Below are 13,567 nucleotides of genomic sequence, written 5' to 3' on the forward strand. Positions count from 1 at the left end.
CAGCTCGCTGCCCGGCTCGCCGGCCGCGCCGCGCTGGCCGGGCGCACCGGGGCCGCCAGCGCCGGCGGCCCCGTCGCCCATCAGGCCGGCGGCGGCCAGCGTGCTGGCGAAGCCATGGCCGGCGGCAGCGGCGCCCGGCGCATGGCCCGGCGCGGCGGCGCCGTCCGCGGCGCCGTGCCCACGCGACGCGCCCGCCTTGTCGGCCCGGGCGGCACCCGGGCGGCCCGTGCGTGCGCTGCGCGCCGGCGTGTCGTCGTCGCTCGGGGCCCCGTCCGGCGAGGCCTCCGCCCGGCGCTCGGCCCGCGGCTCGGGCGGGGGGGCCGCCGGCGGCGGGACGGCCGCCTCGGACGCCGCGGTGCCGGCCGGCGCGCGCTCGTCCTCGGGCCGCTCGTCGGGGCGCGCCGGGGCGGCCTCCGGCTCGCGCTCCACGGCGCCGCGCAGCAGGTCGGCGAAGCCGCCGCTGGCGCCTGTCCCGGGCGGCTGGCCCGCCAGGCCGGGCTGGCCGGCCTGGGCCGACGAGGCCGGGCGCGCGGGGCGCACGGACGACACGGGCGCGGTGGCGTGGGGGGCGGAGATGGCGGTGCTGCTCATGGTGGTGGGCAGAAGGCGAAAGGACGAAGAACGAGGGGACGGGGCGAAGACAGCTCGGCGGGGCGTCAGGCCGCCGCGGCCATGGCCGACGCGCGCGCCCAGCCCAGGCGCTGCGCGGCCTCGTCGGTGGTCTTCTGGTCGCGACGGTGCTCGCGCAGCTGCGCGGCCTGCAGGCGGCGCTCGATCAGGCGCTGCACGGTGGCCACCTTGGTCTCGCGGTGGCGCAGGCGGTCGCGCGCGGCGTCGGCGCGGCCCGCGGCCTGGGCCACCACGCCCTGCTGCATCTGGATCGCCTGCTCCAGGCGCTCCACGAAGCCCTGGTAGCAGCGCAGCACCTCGATGGTGGCGCTGCGCGAGAACTGTGCCCGCCAGCGGGCCTGGTACTCGGCACGGTAGGCCACCAGGCCGTCGGCCTGCTGGCGGGCCGCCTCGGCCTGGGCACACGCCGCCCGCCACTCGGCCAGCGCGGCGTCGCGCTTGTCCTTCTCGCGCTGGAGGAGCGTCTGCAGCAGGTCGATGCGTTCCATGGGGTGGTCGGGGTCCGTTCAGGCCGTGACGGGGTCAGGCCGGGTTCAGCGCGAGCAGCTGGCGGCGGCTGCCGTCGAGCGTGGCGCTCTCGTGCATGCCCTGCTGGAGCAGGGCGATGAGCTTGGGGTGCACCTTCACCGCGGCGTCGAGCTCGGGGTCGGCGCCGGGTGTGTAGGCGCCCAGCTGGATGAGGTCGCGCGCCTTGTTGTAGCGCGCCAGCCACTGGCGGGCGCGGCGGGCGCCGTCCAGGTGGTCGCGCGGGGCCACGCTGGTCATCACGCGGGAGATCGACTTCTCCACGTCGATGGCCGGGAAGTGGCCGCTCTCGGCCAGCTCGCGCGACAGCACGATGTGGCCGTCGAGGATGCCTCGGGCGGCGTCGGCGATGGGGTCCTGCGGGTCGTCGCCCTCGGTGAGCACGGTGTAGAAGGCGGTGATGGAGCCCACGCCGTTCAGGCCGTTGCCGCTGCGCTCCACCAGCTGCGGCAGCTTGGCGAAGCAGCTCGGCGGGTAGCCCTTGGTGGCCGGCGGCTCGCCGATGGCCAGCGCGATCTCGCGCTGCGCCATGGCGTAGCGGGTGAGCGAGTCCATGAGCAGCAGCACGTGCTGGCCCTTGTCGCGGAAGTGCTCGGCGATGGCCGTGGCGTAGCTGGCGCCCTGCATGCGCACCAGCGGCGGCGCATCGGCCGGCGCGGCCACCACCACGGCGCGGGCCAGGCCCTCGTCGCCCAGGATGTCCTCGATGAACTCCTTGACCTCGCGGCCCCGCTCACCGATGAGTCCCACCACGATCACGTCGGCCTTGGTGTAGCGGGCCATCATGCCCAGCAGCACCGACTTGCCCACGCCGGTGCCGGCGAACAGGCCGATGCGCTGGCCGCGGCCCACGGTGAGCATGGCGTTGATCGCGCGCACCCCCGTGTCCAGCGGCTGGCGCACGGGGTCGCGGTCCATCGCGTTGATGGGGCGGCGCACCATGGGCTCGTTGTGCACGGCGCCGATGGGGCCGCCGCGGTCCATGGGATGGCCGTGCGCGTCCACCACGCGGCCGAGCAGGCCCTCGCCCATGGGCAGGTGCAGGCCGCGGTCCTCGCTGCGGCGGAAGGGGTGGTTCTCCACGCCGAAGCGCGGCGGGATCTGCGGCACGGGCAGCGGCACCACGCGGGCGCCGCTGGCCAGGCCGTGCAGCTCGCCGGTGGGCATGAGGTAGGCGCGGTCGCCGTTGAAGCCCACGACCTCGGCGGTCACCGGCTGCTCGCCCGGCGAGCCCACGGCGCACACGGCGCCCACCGGGGCGCGCACGCCGGCCGCCTCCAGCACCAGGCCGGTCACCCGCACCAGCGAGCCCTGCATCTCCAGCGGCTGCGGCAGCGAGGCGTAGTTGCGCATGTCCGAGAGAAAGCGCTCCCACCGCTGTTCACGCTGGGCCGTGTTCATGCGGGCTGCTCCTCGGCCGGCGCGGCGTCGTCGGCCCGCTCGGGGCTGTCGAGCGGCGTGTCCTGGCCCAGCACGGCGGCGGCCTGGGCCCAGCGCGCCTCGATGCGGGCGTCCACCTGGCCGAGGTCGGATTCGACGACGCAGCCGCCGGGCTGCAGGGTGGCGTCGGCCTGCAGCACGACGCCGCGGGCCTTCAGCAGGTCGGCGCAGCCCTGCTCGACCAGGGGCAGGTCGGCCGGGTGCAGGCGCAGCCGCAGGTGCCGGGCCGACAGGATGACCGCGCCGACGGCGTCCTGGGCCACCTGCACGATGAGTTCCGGGCGCTGCGCGATCTCGCTGCGCACCACCTGGCGCGCCAGCATCACCGCCGTCTGCACCAGCGTGTCGGCCAGGCGGGCGTCGAGCGCGGCGGTCTGCGCGTCGAAGGCGGCCACCACCTGCGCCATCTGGGCGCTCACCTGCTGGGCGAACTGGCGCTTGGCGGCGTCCAGCGCCTCCAGGCCGTCGCGGTAGCCTTGGCTGTAGCCCTGGGCGCGGGCCTCCTCGATGCGGGCGGCCCACTGTTCGGCCGTGGGCTCGGGCGGTGCGGCGGGCGCCGGCGCCGGCTCGGGCTCGGGCCGCAGCGAGGGGCGGGGCTGGGTCTGGTGCACGCCGGGCGCTGCGCCCAGGTCGCCGAAGGCGCCGGGCGTCCAGGCCTGGAACTCGTCGAGCTCCTCGCGCGGGATGAAGCGGGCGTACGCGTTGGCCGGCTTGTCCTTGGCACCGGCGGGCGGCGGCACCTGGCGGAAGTTGAACGAGGACTTAGAGGAAGTCATCCGCGCCTCCGGAGGCCAGCACGATCTGGCCCTCGTCCACCAGGCGGCGGACGATCTTCAGCATTTCCTTCTGCTCGGCCTCGACCTCGGACACGCGCACCGGGCCGCGGCTTTCCAGGTCCTCGCGCAGCGTCTCGGCGGCGCGGGTGGACATGTTGCGGAACACCTTCTCGCGCAGCTCGGGCGTGGCGCCCTTGAGGGCGATCACCAGCGACTCGCTCTGCACTTCCTTCAGCACCGACTGGAAGCCCTTGTCGTCGAGCTTGCTCATGTCCTCGAAGGTGAACATGTTGTCCATGATCCGCTGGGCCAGGTCGCCGTCGGCCTCGCGGATGTAGTCGAGCGCCGAGGTCTCCACCGAGGTGCCCATCATGTTGATGATCTCGGCCGCGGCCTTCACGCCGCCCAGCGAGGCCTTCTTCAGGCGGTCGCCGCCGGCCAGCACCTTGCTGAGCACCTCGTTGAGGTCCTTCAGCGCGGCGGGCTGGATGCCGTCGAGCGTGGCGATGCGGATCAGCACCTCGTTGCGCTGGCGCTCGGTGAAGCACTTGAGCACCGAGCTGGACTGGTCCTGGTCCAGGTGGACCAGGATGGCGGCCACGATCTGCGGGTGCTCGTTGCGCAGCAGCTCGGCCACCGAGCCCGGGTCCATCCACTTCAGGCTCTCGATGCCGGAGATGTCCGAGCCCTGCAGGATGCGGTCGATCAGCAGGTTGGCCTTGTCGTCGCCCAGTGCCTTGCGCAGCACGGCCTTCACGTACTCGTCCGTGTCGGGCACGAGGATGTGCTGCTTCTCGGCGGTGGTGGTGAAGCTGTCCAGCACGGCCTCCACGCGCTCGCGCGGGATGACCTTGAGCTTGGCGATGGTCTCGCCGAGCTTCTGCACTTCCTTCGGCCCGAGGTGGCGGAACACCTGGGCGGCCTCCTCCTCGCCGAGCGACATCAGCAGGATGGCGGCGTCTTCGATCTTCTGGTCGTCGGATCCGGGCATGGTGCTGCCTGCAGCCGTTCGCTATGGGGGGCGGCGGTCAGGCGGCGGCTTCGCCGCTCACCCACTCGCGCATGATGTTGGCCACCGCCGCCGGGTTGTCCCGGGCGAGCTGGCGGGCTTGTTCGAGCTTGTGGTTCTCGCGCGGGGCCTCCAGCGCCGGCAGGCGGGCGCCGTCCGGGCCGGGCAGGGCCGCGTCGTCGTCCACCACCGCGTCGAGCTGGTTGCCGCGCTTGTCGGCCGGCTCCAGCACCACGGCGGGCTTGAGCGCGGGCTTGATGACGCCGAAGATGAGGCCCAGCGCCACCAGGGCCAGCGCACCCGGCACCGCGCCGGCACGCACCAGGTCCAGCAGCCAGGGCTGCTGCCACAGCGGCAGGTCCTCGGGCTTGTCCTCCACGGGGGCCTTGAACGGGGCGTTGATGACGCGCACCGAGTCGCCCCGCTCCTTGCTGAAGCCCACCGCCTCCTGCACCAGCGCGGTGAGCTTGTCGAGCTCCTCGGCCGACAGCGGGGTGGTGGTGGTCTTGCCCTTGTCGTTGGTCTGGCTGCGGTGGTTCACCACCACCGCGGCGTTCAGCCGGCGCACCACGCCCACGGCGTTGCGCTTCATCTGCACGGTGCGGTCCACCTCGTAGTTCGTCGTGGCCTCGCGGCGGCCGCCGCCGCCCACCTGGCCGGCCTGGGCGGCCTGCAGCGGGGCGGAGGCACCGTTCACCGGCGCGGTGGCCGGCACCGGCGGCTGGTTGGTCGCCGCGCCCGGCACGCCCGACGGCTGGGCCGTGCCCGGGGCATTGGCCTCGCTGGTCATCTGGCTGCGCACGGCCGCCGGCTGGTCGCCCTGGTTGGGGCGGAACTGCTCGCTGGTCGATTCGACCTGGGTGAAGTCGACGTCGGCGGTCACGGTGGCGCGCAGGTTGTCGCGGCCCACCACCGGCTCCAGCAGCGCGGTCACGCGGTCGAGGTAGCCCTTTTCCACCTGGGCCACGTACTGCAGCTGCTGCTCGTTGAGCAGCTTGTTCGGGTCCTCGTCGTGCTGCGACAGCAGCGCGCCACGCTGGTCCAGCACGCTCACCGACTTGGGCGACATCTCCGCCACGCTGGACGACACCAGGTGCACGATGCCGGCCACCTGGGCGCGGTCCAGCGTGCGGCCGGGGTGCAGCGTGAGCATGACGCTGGCGCTGGGCTTCTGCTGCTCGCGGAAGAAGCCGTTCTGGTTGGGCAGGGCCAGGTGCACGCGGGCCTCCTGCACGCCGTCCACCTTGACGATGGTGCGCACCAGCTCGCCTTCGAGCGCGCGCTGCATGTTCACCCGCTCCTGGCGGTCGGTCTGGCCGAAGCGGCTGACGTCCAGCAGCTCGTTGCCGATCACGCTGGCCTTGGGCATGCCCTTGGCGGCCAGCTTCATCTTCGCGTCGTACAGGCGTTCGGCCGGCACCTGGATGGCGCCGCCGCCTTCGCTGTAGCGGTAGGGCACGCCGAGCGTGCCCAGCTCGGCCACGATGGCGCCGGCCTCCTTGTCGGGCAGGCCGCTGTAGAGCACGCGCCAGTCGCCCTGGCTGGCCCACATGGCGGTGGCCACGACGGCGGCGACGAGCAGCGCGCTGGCGACGCCCAGCTTCATCTTCGCGGCGGCGGGCAGGGCGGCCAGGCGGCCGAGCAGGCCGTTGGGGGCCGTTTCGGGGACCAGGGCGACGGGGGCGGCGGCGGTGGCTTCCATGGATGGCAAGGTTCTCGGGTGCCAGGCCATTGTTCGGCAAGCTTGAGCGGGAAAAGCGGGGAAGAAGCCCGACAAACCCCCGGCAGTTCCCACCATCGCGGTGCGGGGCCGCTCCGTACAGTTCGCTCCAACGCCCCGTGATGGGAGGTGACCCCATGGACATGAAGCTCAAGCCCTTCGATTTCGCCGATGCCGTCGCCCGCGCCGGCCTGGCGCGCGACGGCATGCCCGTGGCGCGCGCCGCCAGGCCGGCCGCGGCCAGCGGCGGCGCGGACGCCGTCAGCTTCTCCGACGCGATGAAGACCGCGCTCAAGGCGGTGAGCAGCCAGCAGTTCGAGACCGAGCGGCTGCAGAAGGAATTCCAGCTGGGCAACCCGGCCGTGAGCCTGGAGGACACCATGATCGCGATGCAGAAGTCGCAGATCGGCTTCCAGGCCGCCATCTCGGTGCGCAACCGCTTCGTGCAGGCGTACACCGAAGTGATGAACATGCAGGTGTGACTGTTCGCCCCCACGGCCCCTGCCGGGGCCTGCCCCCCGAGGGGGCTCGCGCAGCGGGCCGGCGGAGCCGGTCCCGCGCACGCCACTTGGAGGCAGCGGCGCCTGCGGCGCGCTGCGGGGTGGTTGTTTGCGCCACTGGCGGGCCGGCGGAGCCGGACCCGCGCACGCCACTTGATGGGCAGCGACGCGGCGATATATGCCCCCACGGCCCCTGGCGGGGCCTGCCCCCCGAGGGGGCTCGCGCAGCGGGCCGGCGGAGCCGGTCCCGCGCACGCCACTTGAAGGCAGCGGCGCCTGCGGCGCGCTGCGGTGGCGGTGCCCGGCTCCCGGCTCAGTCGAGCTGCAGCATGCGGCGGCGCTTCTGGGTCTGGTCGATGTAGCGCTGCAGGGCCCGGGTGTCCTCGGGCGGCAGGTGCATGAGCTCGCAGCCCAGTCGCACGCCGCGCGATTCGGGCTGGATGGCGGTGACGTGGTGCACGACGAGCGTGCCGCGCAGCAGGGTGCCCGCGTCGAGCTCGATCACCGCATCGTTGATCTGCACGCCCGGCTCCACCATGGGCAGGTCGCACGGCATGAACAGCGCACAGCCGCCTACGCTGACGTCGAGCAGGCGCAGCTCCAGCGTCATCTCGGGAATGGCGGGGTGGCGGAAGCGCGCCGTGGGCGCACTGCGCTCGAGCGTGCGCACCCGGTAGGTGCCGCGGCGCTGGAAGCGGAACAGCTCGCGCGGCAGCGCCGCCTGCAGCACGCAGCTGGAGCGGCCATGCACCACCATGCGGTCGACCACGTCGAACTGCAGCTTGACCTGGTCGAGGTAGCCCACCGCCACGGCCTCGTCGGCCTCCACGAGACGGTATACCTCGGGGGCCATCAGGTCGGCGGTGAAGGCCAGTCGACCGTGCTCGGTGTCGATCGCCCACAGCGAGGTGGCGTAGGACGAGCCGTCGGAGCCGTTCAGGTTGATGGTGATGCCGCGGTCCATCAGCGACTTCAGCAGCGCACGCACCTCCACGGTGTCTCGCACGCGGAATGCGTCGATTGCGCCGGGGGAACCCAGGGCGTCGAGGTCGGCAGGACGGGTGTCGGAGTACATCGCGTGGGCCGGCGTCGGCTCGGGCGTCAGTGCAGGGTCGTGGCTCAGTGCAGGGTCTTCGACTTGCCGGCGAGCATCTTGTCGAGATCGTCCAGCCACGGCTCGGCCAGGTGGCGGATCTCGGCGTCGTTCAGCAGGATGCGCTGCATGATGCGCGACTTGAGCTTGGCCTCCTCCTCGCGCAGCGTGCGCTCCTTGGCGGCATGCTTGAGCTGGGAGATGAGCACGGCACACGCGCCCTCCAGCTTCACCACTTCGTCCCAGTTGCCGTTGCGCGCGGCGTCGAGCATGTCGGCGCTCGCCCGTTCGATGGCTTCGTAGTAGTTCAGCAGCGTGTGGCTCATGGTAGTGGCCTGGGCGGGCAGGCTCCGGGTGCGGTGTGCGGTGTCGGTGTCGCGGGCCATCAGCTCGCCAGGGCGGGTGCACGCTGGCCGATCTCGCGCCAGGCGTCGCGCAACGGCTCCATGAGGCGCTGGCACTCGTCCAGCAGCTTCTCGTCGTTGCGCAGGTTCGCCTGGGTCAGGCGCATGGTGAGGTACTCGTACAACGCCCGGAGGTCCTGGGCGAGCTGGCCACCGTCGGTGAGGTTCAGCGAGGACTTCAGGCCCTCGTCCACGATCCGCGCCGCGCGCGAGATGGCCCGGCCCTTGGCCTCGATCTGTCCGCTGCGCATGGCGCCGCGGGCACTGGCGACCGCCTCCATGTAGCCGTCGAACAGCATCGCGATCAGGCGATGCGGCGAGGCGGCTTCCACGCCGGTTTCCACGCCCACCTGGCGGTAGGCGTTGGCCATCGCATTGGGACGGCCGAAGGGGGACGACATCGCGGGGCTGTACATGGCTCGTTGCGGGTGCAGGAACGTGATGTGACTGATATCGGCCCGGCCCGCGAAAACCTTGAGGGCCACGTCGCCCCCGAACCGCCCCGCGTTTCCCCGCTTGATCCCGCTAAAGCATCTGTGTGACGCAGGCTCCCAGAAATGCAGAAGGCGGGCCCGAAGGCCCGCCTGGCGGATGCGTGCGAGGTGGCGGGGCCGGTGGCTCAGCCCAGGCCGCTGATCATCTGGCTCACGTAGCTGCTGGTGCCATTGAGCTTGGCCATCATCTGGTCCAGGGCCTCGTACTGCGCACGCAGGCGCTTTTCCGTCTGCTCCAGGCGGGTTTCCATGGCGTCCTGGCGGTCCTCGTTGCGGTCGAGCGTGGCCTGCAGGCCGCCCTTGCGCGATTCCACCGTGCCTTCGGTGCCCAGCACCCGGCCGGCCCAGTCGTCGAAGCGCTGCATGAAGCCCTGGCTGCCGGTGCTGCCCGTGCCGTCCGCCCCGAAGAGCTTCTCCAGGTCGTCCAGGTGCGTCAGCGCATCCTCGATGTCCGTGGTGCTCTTCTTCAGCGTGCCGTCCTTGTTCATCTCGATGCCGATGTCGGACAGCCGGGCATACAGGCCGCCCCCGGTGAAGTCCTCGTTCAGCAGGTTGCGCATCTGCGACACCAGGCCCACCGCCGCGGAGTCACCCTGCAGCGTGGCCGCCTTCTTGGTGGCCTCGTCGTACTTGGTCTGCGTCTTCAGGTAGCCCATCAGCGTGTTGAACGACGAGATGAAGGTGTCGATCGCCTTGGACACCTCCTCGGTGTCGGTCTCCACCAGCACCTCGGCCGCGGTGGTCGTGGCCTCGTGGAGCTCCAGCGTCACGCCCTGCAGCGCGCCGGTGACCGTGTTGCTGGCCGAGCTGATGTCGATGCCGTCGATCTTCAGCGTGGCGTTCTGCGCGGCCTGGGCCAGGTCCATGGGCGAGCTGCCGTCCGTGGCGGTGAAACCCAGCATGGACAGCCCCGTGTCCGGGTCTCCGTCGTCCACGTCCTCGCTGGCGCCGAGCCGGAAGCCACTGGCCTCGCCCGTGCCGTTGGAGCGCAGCACCAGGCGGTCGCCGGTGGCGTCGGTGACCACCGAGGCGGTCACGCCAGCGCCGGCGGCATTGATCTTGTCGCGGATGTTCGCCAGCGTGTCGTCGGAGTCGACCGTGACGTTCTTCGTGGTGCCGCTGCCCGTGAAGGTGTTGCCCGACCAGCTGCCCAGCTCCAGCGTGAGCGTGCCGGCGCCGATGGGCGTGGTGGCCGGCTTGACCGACGGGCTGGCGAGCGTCTGGCCGGTGGCCAGCTGGGAGATGCTCACCGAGTGTCGTCCGGCCACCGCACTGGTGTCGGACGAGACGGTGACGGCGGTGGCGTTGGAGGACGAGGCCTTGAGCTTGTTCCAGATGCTCACGGAGGACAGGTCCTGCGCGGCGTCCTGCAGGGCCGAGACGTGGCTGGAGATGGTGCCCCACACCGAGATCTTGGACGACAGCGTGCTCGCCTCGGTCTGCATGAGCTGCAGCGGGCGGCGCTCGGTGGACATGAGCGCGGAGATGATGCCTTCGGCGTCGAGGCCGCTGCCGACGCCGAGCGAGGAGACACTGGCCATGGGATTCCTTCCGGGGGTCTAGCGGTTGTCGGCCGTCGGGCGGCGGACTTGAGGCCAACGACAACGCGCCGCGGGCGTGGCGTGGAGCGGTCGACGCTGTTCCACGGTGCCGGCGGCGCGTGTCGGGGGAACGCCGCCGGGCGGCGCCTGTCGGGGGCGCCGCCAGGCGGCGCGGGCGTCAGCCGCCCAGCAGTCGCAGCACCTGCTGCGGCAGCTGGTTGGCCTGGGCCACCATCGCGGTGCCGGCCTGCTGCAGGATCTGCGCCCGGCTCATGTTGGCCGTCTCGGCCGCGAAGTCGGCATCCATGATCCGGCTGCGCGCGGCGGCCTGGTTCTCCACCGACTGCTGCAGGTTGGAGATGATGGCGTCGAAGCGGCTCTGCGTGGCGCCGAAGGTGGCCCGCGTGTTGTTCACCAGGTCGATCGCCTCGTCGATGTCATCGATGACCGTGGCGATCGCACTGGCGTCGGCCAGCGAATCGATGCTCGCGGAGCCCGACGTGATGGCGCTGATCTCGCTGGCCGAGGTCATGTTCTCGGTGGCGATGCTGATCACGTCGTTCAGGGTGGTGTTGGCCCCGATCTGGAAGTCCATCGTCGTCGCGTCCGCGCCGAGGATGTGCTTGCCGTTGAACGTGGTGCCGCCCAGCACGCGCGAGATCTCCGCCTGCAGTTCGCCGAACTCCTTGTCCAGGGAGTCCTTGTCGGAGCTGGAGTTGGTCCAGTTGCGCGCCTGGATCGCCAGTTCGCGCATGCGCTGCAGCGCGTCGCCCACCTTGGACAGCGCACCTTCGGCCGTCTGGGCCAGCGAGATGCCGTCGTTGGCGTTGCGGATCGCCACGTTCATGCCGCGCACCTGGGCATTCATGCGCTCGGCGATCGCCAGGCCGGCCGCATCGTCCTTGGCGGAGTTCACCCGCAGGCCGGAGGACAGCCGCTGCATGGAGACCGACAGCGACGATTGCGAGCTGTTCAGGTTGCGCTGCGCGTTGAGCGAGGCGATGTTGGTGTTGATCGTCTGTGGCATGTGAGCACCTCTTCAAAAGTCGACTGCGCCCGGCGAAGGTGCCGGCACTTCCCGGACACCGGGGTTCCCGTGAGGGACCGCGGCATCCACAAAGCCCGGCACGGAGTCACCGACGCTCGGTCGCCAGTGCCTGTCGGACCACGCTCGCCGGTCTGGTGAGCGTTGGACGGATTCTGAAGAGCCATGCCGCACGCCAAAGACCCGAAATGCGGCATGCAGACCTGCCTTTTCCGGCCCCTGAACGACGCAGCCCCCAGGGCCAGTGACGGCGCCCGGGGGCTGGTGGGGGGCGGCTGCCGCGGGGTTGTCCCCGCGGCGGTGTCGCGATCAGCGCAGCAGGGACAGCACGCCCTGGGGCAGCTGGTTGGCCTGGGCGACCATCGCCGTGCCGGCCTGCTGCAGGATCTGCGCCCGGCTCATGTTGGCCGTTTCCGAGGCGAAGTCCGCGTCCATGATCCGGCTGCGCGCCGCGCTCTGGGCTTCCACCGCCGACTGCAGGTTGGCGATGATGGCGTCGAAGCGGCCCTGGGTGGCACCGAAGGTGGCGCGCTGGTCATTGATCGTGTCGATCGCCGCGTCGATGTCGTCGATCACCCCGGCGATGGTGCTGGCATCGGCCGTCGAGTCGATGGTGGCGCTGGCCCCGGTGACGTTCGTGATGTCGCTGTTGGCCGTCATGTTCTCCGTGGTCAGGCTCACCTCGTCGTTCGTCGTGGTGTTGGCGCCGATCTGGAAGGTCATCGCCGTGGCGTCGGCGCCCAGGATCTTCTTGCCGTTGAAGCTGGTGCCGCCGAGCACGCGGGTGATTTCCGACTGCAGCTCGCCGAACTCCTTGTCCAGCGAGTCCTTGTCGGAGCTGGAGTTGGTGGCGTTGCGGGCCTGCACCGCCAGCTCACGCATGCGCTGCAGCGCGTCGCCCACCTTGGACAGCGCACCTTCGGCCGTCTGGGCCAGCGAGATGCCGTCGTTGGCGTTGCGGATCGCCACGTTCATGCCACGCACCTGGGCGTTCATGCGCTCGGCGATGGCCAGGCCGGCCGCGTCGTCCTTGGCCGAGTTGATGCGCAGGCCCGACGACAGGCGCTGCATGGACGTCGTCAGCGACGACTGGGAAGCGGACAGGTTGCGCTGCGCGTTGAGCGAGGCGACGTTGGTGTTGATGGTCTGAGGCATGTGGGTTCTCCTGCAAGGTTGCCAAAACGTCTTCCGGTTAAAGCACCGGCGTCGATACGCAAATGCCGGGCTCCTCCGGTCGGGCGGCCGTCGCGTGTGGCGAAGGTGGCCGCCTGGCCCTTGGGTCTCACCGGACCGCAGGGCCCGCGTTGCGAACCCTGTTGGTGTGCATATCGGAACGTGGTCGGAGAACCTTGAGGGTGTTCTGTGCCTCGAACCGCCAGGCGCCCTTCCCAGGGCGCCTGGCCGGGCGGTCAGGCGGGGGCCGGGGCCACCTCGCCTGCCGTCACCCCTGGCGGGGCGACGGTGCCGTCATCGAAGCAGCGACAGCACTTGCTGCGGCAGCTGGTTGGCCTGGGCGATCATCGCCGTGCCGGCCTGCTGCAGGATCTGCGCCCGGCTCATGTTGGCCGTCTCCGTCGCGAAGTCGGCGTCCATGATGCGGCTGCGCGCCGCGCTCTGGGCTTCCACCGAGGACTGCAGGTTGCTGATGATGGCGTCGAAGCGGCCCTGGCTGGCACCGAAGGTGGCGCGCTGGTCGTTGATGGTGTCGATCGCCGCGTCGATGTCGTCGATCACCCCGGCGATGGTGCTGGCATCGGCCGTCGAGTCGATGGTGGCGCTGCCCCCCGTGACGGTCGTGATGTCGCTGTTGGCCGTCATGTTCTCGGTCGTGATGGACACCTCGTCGTTCGTCGTGGTGTTCGCGCCGATCTGGAAGGTCATCGCCGTGGCGTCGGCGCCCAGGATCTTCTTGCCGTTGAAGCTGGTGCCGCCGAGCACGCGGGTGATTTCCGACTGCAGCTCGCCGAACTCCTTGTCCAGCGAGTCCTTGTCGGAGCTGGAGTTGGTGGCGTTGCGAGCCTGCACGGCCAGCTCACGCATGCGCTGCAGCGCGTCGCCCACCTTGGACAGGGCGCCTTCGGCCGTCTGGGCCAGCGAGATGCCGTCGTTGGCGTTGCGCATCGCCACGTTCATGCCACGCACCTGGGCGTTCATGCGCTCGGCGATGGCCAGGCCGGCCGCGTCGTCCTTGGCCGAGTTGATGCGCAGGCCCGACGACAGGCGCTGCATGGAGGTGGACAGCGAGGACTGCGACGACGAGAAGTTGCGTTGCGCAGTCAGCGAGGCCACGTTGGTGTTGATCACAGCAGGCATTTGGTCACTCCTTCAAGGGGCCTGTGGACGGGATGACCCTTGACCGGGTCCCTGGTTCGGGCCCCCGCTTGGAAAGG

13 protein-coding genes and 1 pseudogene are annotated in these 13,567 nt (G+C 71.2%); 1 reads left to right on the top strand and 13 read right to left on the bottom strand.

What is annotated here, in order from left to right:
- The 6 genes and pseudogenes from ACE3UN_RS17490 to fliF form a co-directional block, all read right to left on the bottom strand.
- Positions 1-591: pseudogene (locus tag ACE3UN_RS17490) on the bottom strand (hypothetical protein); the annotation flags it as partial.
- A gap of 65 nt (positions 592-656) precedes the next feature.
- The gene (gene fliJ / locus ACE3UN_RS17495) at positions 657-1,118 is read right to left on the bottom strand and encodes a flagellar export protein FliJ (protein ID WP_374676269.1); all 462 of its coding nucleotides are present in this window, start codon (positions 1,116-1,118) and stop codon (positions 657-659) included.
- A gap of 34 nt (positions 1,119-1,152) precedes the next feature.
- Positions 1,153-2,556, bottom strand: a complete 1,404-nt coding sequence (gene fliI / locus ACE3UN_RS17500; protein ID WP_374676270.1) for a flagellar protein export ATPase FliI — start codon at positions 2,554-2,556, stop codon at positions 1,153-1,155.
- Positions 2,553-3,371: a FliH/SctL family protein gene (locus ACE3UN_RS17505; protein WP_374676271.1), complete on the bottom strand. Its 819-nt coding sequence runs from the start codon at positions 3,369-3,371 to the stop codon at positions 2,553-2,555. The genes fliI and ACE3UN_RS17505 overlap by 4 nt, the downstream gene beginning before the upstream one ends.
- On the bottom strand, positions 3,358-4,362 hold the full coding sequence (gene fliG / locus ACE3UN_RS17510; RefSeq protein WP_374676272.1) for a flagellar motor switch protein FliG: 1,005 nt from the start codon (positions 4,360-4,362) through the stop codon (positions 3,358-3,360). The genes ACE3UN_RS17505 and fliG overlap by 14 nt, the downstream gene beginning before the upstream one ends.
- Before the next feature lie 37 nt (positions 4,363-4,399).
- Entirely contained in the window at positions 4,400-6,082 is a 1,683-nt protein-coding gene (fliF, locus tag ACE3UN_RS17515) for a flagellar basal-body MS-ring/collar protein FliF (protein ID WP_374676273.1), read from the bottom strand.
- A 155-nt stretch (positions 6,083-6,237) separates the two neighbouring features.
- On the opposite strand from fliF, the gene fliE reads away from it, so the two are divergent.
- The gene (fliE, locus tag ACE3UN_RS17520; protein ID WP_374676274.1) at positions 6,238-6,582 is read left to right on the top strand and encodes a flagellar hook-basal body complex protein FliE; all 345 of its coding nucleotides are present in this window, start codon (positions 6,238-6,240) and stop codon (positions 6,580-6,582) included.
- 331 nt (positions 6,583-6,913) lie between these two features.
- Here fliE and ACE3UN_RS17525 read toward each other — a convergent pair whose 3' ends face one another.
- The 7 genes from ACE3UN_RS17525 to ACE3UN_RS17555 all read right to left on the bottom strand — a co-directional run bounded on the left by ACE3UN_RS17525 (position 6,914) and on the right by ACE3UN_RS17555 (position 13,490).
- Positions 6,914-7,675: a flagellar brake protein gene (locus tag ACE3UN_RS17525; protein WP_374676275.1), complete on the bottom strand. Its 762-nt coding sequence runs from the start codon at positions 7,673-7,675 to the stop codon at positions 6,914-6,916.
- Positions 7,676-7,719: 44 nt separating this feature from the next.
- Positions 7,720-8,019: a flagellar protein FliT gene (locus ACE3UN_RS17530; protein WP_374676276.1), complete on the bottom strand. Its 300-nt coding sequence runs from the start codon at positions 8,017-8,019 to the stop codon at positions 7,720-7,722.
- Between the two features lie 59 nt (positions 8,020-8,078).
- Positions 8,079-8,498: a flagellar export chaperone FliS gene (gene fliS, locus ACE3UN_RS17535; protein ID WP_374676277.1), complete on the bottom strand. Its 420-nt coding sequence runs from the start codon at positions 8,496-8,498 to the stop codon at positions 8,079-8,081.
- Between the two features lie 218 nt (positions 8,499-8,716).
- Entirely contained in the window at positions 8,717-10,132 is a 1,416-nt protein-coding gene (gene fliD / locus ACE3UN_RS17540; RefSeq protein WP_374676278.1) for a flagellar filament capping protein FliD, read from the bottom strand.
- A 178-nt stretch (positions 10,133-10,310) separates the two neighbouring features.
- Positions 10,311-11,159, bottom strand: coding sequence for a flagellin domain-containing protein (locus tag ACE3UN_RS17545; protein ID WP_374676279.1), 849 nt, complete (start codon positions 11,157-11,159; stop codon positions 10,311-10,313).
- A gap of 327 nt (positions 11,160-11,486) precedes the next feature.
- Positions 11,487-12,332 (bottom strand): flagellin domain-containing protein, encoded by an 846-nt coding sequence (locus ACE3UN_RS17550; protein ID WP_374676280.1) that lies wholly within the window; start codon positions 12,330-12,332, stop codon positions 11,487-11,489.
- A 312-nt stretch (positions 12,333-12,644) separates the two neighbouring features.
- Complete coding sequence (locus ACE3UN_RS17555; protein WP_374676281.1) at positions 12,645-13,490, bottom strand: flagellin domain-containing protein; 846 nt, start codon at positions 13,488-13,490, stop codon at positions 12,645-12,647.
- Positions 13,491-13,567 lie beyond the last annotated feature (77 nt).

Source organism: Ideonella sp., assembly GCF_041918995.1.
Classification (GTDB): Bacteria; Pseudomonadota; Gammaproteobacteria; order Burkholderiales; family Burkholderiaceae_C; genus Ideonella.